Here is a 3,592-nt window from a genome sequence, read left to right on the forward strand (position 1 = left end):
AAACGGTCAAGAAGCGCTCACAACGCATCGCTGCCAAAATGATCGACGGAATCCGGGCGGTACTCGACGCACAATCGGTGGTGTTGCTGGCCGAGGAAGCGTGGGGCCAAGTCGTCGGCGAGTTACTCGCCGACCTCGACCGCATTCATCGACAACGCGCCCGGCCTGCTACCCAGATCGAGGAGGCATTTCTTTCGTATCGTTTTGGCGAGGTCCGGGTGGCTGTCTGTGGGTTTGGCCCCGGGACCGGAGCACGAACCCTCGCCGAGATCGGCAATTCGACCCGCCAACCACCGGCTTGACAACCAGACAGGAACACCTGCCACGACCAACGCAACAGTGCCGTTCGCGGCGCCTGACGGTGGAGTCATTCCATCGGCCAGGGGGCCATCGCTAGGGGATCGCTGCCGACAACGTCAAGAGGCGGTACTGCACGCACCCATGGTGAATCAGAGACTCTCACAATATGTAAGATAGGAGTATGACGTCAGAAACGTTTGTACCGTGGTCGGCAGACACGTCTGAGTCGTTTGGTCCGCGGGACAAACAACAGAACGTCGGCATTCGGGGCAACCTCAAGCGCCGAGGAGACAGGCAACCTTGTCGCTTGGCGACGCGACGAGGAACTGCGGTGCTTGCGCTACCAAACAGCTCCAGCGATGAAGAACGGTGGCTTCGTCGTCGCCCTGATCGCCGATGCCGTCAATGGTTGTGTCATTGCGCTTCGGCGAGTGTCGCGACCAACTGGATGCCGAACGCGATGTCCAGGCGGCCTGCGAGGGCTGGTATCAGCCCGGCTTCACCAATTATCTGGCGAATTTTGCCCGCCCTCGTTCATCGAGCGCATCGCCTCGTTGGGAAGCAAACAAGCGAGTATTCAAGCGAAGTCGTATTCCGCTGCGGCCCACAGTCTCGACGACGTGGGTGGCGTCGATGACACGATTGCGTCAGTGATCTCGGGTTCCAGCTCGTCACCAGCCATCCTCGCAATGACCACTTAGGAGCAGACACAATCATGTCCGACATCTCTTCCGAACCCGCATCCGCCCTTTCCGGCAGCCCCTGGGCGGCCGAATTGATTGAACTCGCTTACCGTCGCAATCTCGCCGAGGCCCAAGGTGGGGTCGAATCCGTGGAGCGCCAGCACGCAAGGGGCCGCCTCACGGTTCGCGAACGTATAGACCGGATCGTCGACGATGGGTGCTTCGAAGAGGTTGGCGCACTCGCGGGTACGAGTAGTTATGACGAACACGGTCACTTGATTGGGTTCACCCCAGCAAACCTGGTCTTTGGCCAGGCGCTGATCAACGGCCGACCCGCCGTGGTGACTGGCTACGACTTCACCGTGCGCGGCGGGGCGTCGGACGCCTCGGTGGGGGCAAAACGCCCGTACGCCGATCGTATGGCCCATGAACAGCGGATGCCCCTTGTGCGCTTGCTTGAAGGTGCGGGTGGCAGCGTCAAGTCAATCGAGGACGCCGGGTACTCGTATGTATCTGAGATTGCTGGTTGGGAATATGCAGTGCGCAATCTCTCACTCCTACCGGTTGTGTCGGCAGCGCTCGGACCGGTGGCAGGTCTGCCCGCTGCCGAGGTCCCTGCGTCGCACTTTTCGGTCATGGTGAAGGTCGCTGCCCAGGTCTTTTCGGCCGGACCTCCGTTGGTGGAGGCGGCGATGGGGCAGGTGCTCACCAAGGAGGAGCTTGGCGGCTGGGAGGTGGCGACGCGCGCCGGCACTGTCGACAACGCCGCCGAGAGCGAGGACGAGGCGTTCGAGCAGATCCGGCGCTTCTTGTCGTACATGCCTTCGCACGTCTATGAGCTTCCCCCGGTGTGTGCCACCGAGGACGATCCGAATCGCACCGATCCCTGGTTGCGCGAGGCAGTACCCAGAACGCGCCGCCCTGTTAACACCCGAAAAATCATCGAGTCCATTGCTGACAACGGATCGGTCTTCGAGATCGGAGCTCGTCACGGCAGGGCGGTGATCGCTGTACTCGCCCGGCTCGACGGTTATCCCGTGGTGATCCTCGGCACCGATGCCCGTTTCGACGGCGGCGGGTTCTCCACTGAGGCGTCGTTGAAGTTAGAACGCTTCGTTGATCTCGCCGACACCTTCCATCTTCCGGTTGTCTACCTTGTCGACAATCCGGGGGTGCTGATCGGGCCCGAGGCTGAGCGTGCCGGAACACTGCGTGCCGGTTGCCGGGCGCTGTCGGCAATCCACGAGGCATCGGTCCCACTTGCCTCAGTTGTCGTGAGAAGATGTTTCGGGGTCGGGGGAGCGACGCATCGCAATGATCTGGCCCACTCGCTCCGGGTGGCATGGCCGTCGGGCGACTGGGGCTCGTTGCCTTTGGAGGGCGGGGTCGAGGCTGCCTACAAGAGTGTCATTGCTGCAGCCCCGGACCCCGAGGAGGCGCTGCGCGAGCTGCGGGAGCGGTTGCAGGCTGTCCGCTCACCGTTTCGGACCGCCGAGCGGTTCCTCGTCGAGGACATCATTGATCCGGTCGACACCCGCCCGATCCTGTGTCGCTGGGCGAGGCGGGCGTACCATCGCCTGGCTGCCGGACAAGTTGGACCGACCGGGCGAACCTACCGGCCATGATGGCTGAATTCGGACTGCAAATGTGTGACTCACGTGCTCAGCCCGCGATGTGTGAGTTGCAGTCCTCGCGTTCACGAATATTCGAATGTGTTCCCGCGTCGGCAGTTCGGGGACGCTCCTCTTCTCTTTCCAAGTCGTTCCGGGCTCCATCTGGCGGAACGGTTGACGTGTGACGCAACGCTCGAATCGCAGTTCGTCATTCCCGATGCCGGAATTGGGGCGGTGCCGCGACGAAGCAGCCGAACGCCGCGTCGCGGCATGACAGTCCAGGGTGAGACAGCGCAGACATCACGGTGGCGGTGGCGACCAGCCCATCCAACGAAGTAGCTGTCCAAGACGCCGGATTTGACGATTGGACGATTTCAAATATGGATCGTTCAGGCTGCCGTGTTTCCACCTCAGCGAGAAACAGCGCTCGACGAGCAGCGTCCGCCACACGGTCGCTGTCTCTCGAGGTCGGCGTCTGAGCCGTTCCCATCCGGCGTGGCAACGACCAGCCTGTAGATCTGGCGACACGAATTGGTCGCGCCGTCGACTGCGAATAGCCGCGCAGTCACACGTACCGACAATGCTGTCCGTTCGCCATCAGCACCCAGCCCGGGCGCGTGTTTGCGGCGGGTGCTTCTCGACCCGCTCGAACTGCGTCGATCGGGTCGGACTTCGCGCCGTTGTGGCGGGCTAGATGCAATGCCGTTCAGTTAGGTGGTCGGATGGTGGTGGTGGGTGGTCCGGTTGGTTGTGGCCAGTCGGGGTGTCGTGCTCGTTTGATGTGCCACTTGGAGTACTTGCGTTTGATCAGTCGCGGGTTGGATCGTCGTCGGCGTATCGGGTTGGGCCGTCGATACAACAAAACCAAGGCGTAGGCCCAACCGTGATCATGCGAGTCCGGAGGGGGAAAAACCGCGCGCTGGTGACAGCGAGCGGCGACTGATCCGCAGAGCGGCGACGAAGGAGACCCGGTCCGGGTCGACAGCGGCTTCATGG

Annotated in this window: 1 protein-coding gene and 1 pseudogene; both read left to right on the forward strand. The window is 62.3% G+C overall.

Features of this window, described 5'->3' with window-relative positions:
- A pseudogene (locus tag ACH2EI_RS16350) lies at window positions 1-302 on the forward strand (IS110 family transposase); the annotation flags it as partial.
- A gap of 713 nt (window positions 303-1,015) precedes the next feature.
- Entirely contained in the window at window positions 1,016-2,608 is a 1,593-nt protein-coding gene (locus ACH2EI_RS16355) for an acyl-CoA carboxylase subunit beta (RefSeq protein WP_395155016.1), read from the forward strand.
- Window positions 2,609-3,592 lie beyond the last annotated feature (984 nt).

Source organism: Ilumatobacter sp., assembly GCF_041688325.1.
Taxonomy (GTDB): Bacteria; Actinomycetota; Acidimicrobiia; order Acidimicrobiales; family Ilumatobacteraceae; genus Ilumatobacter_A.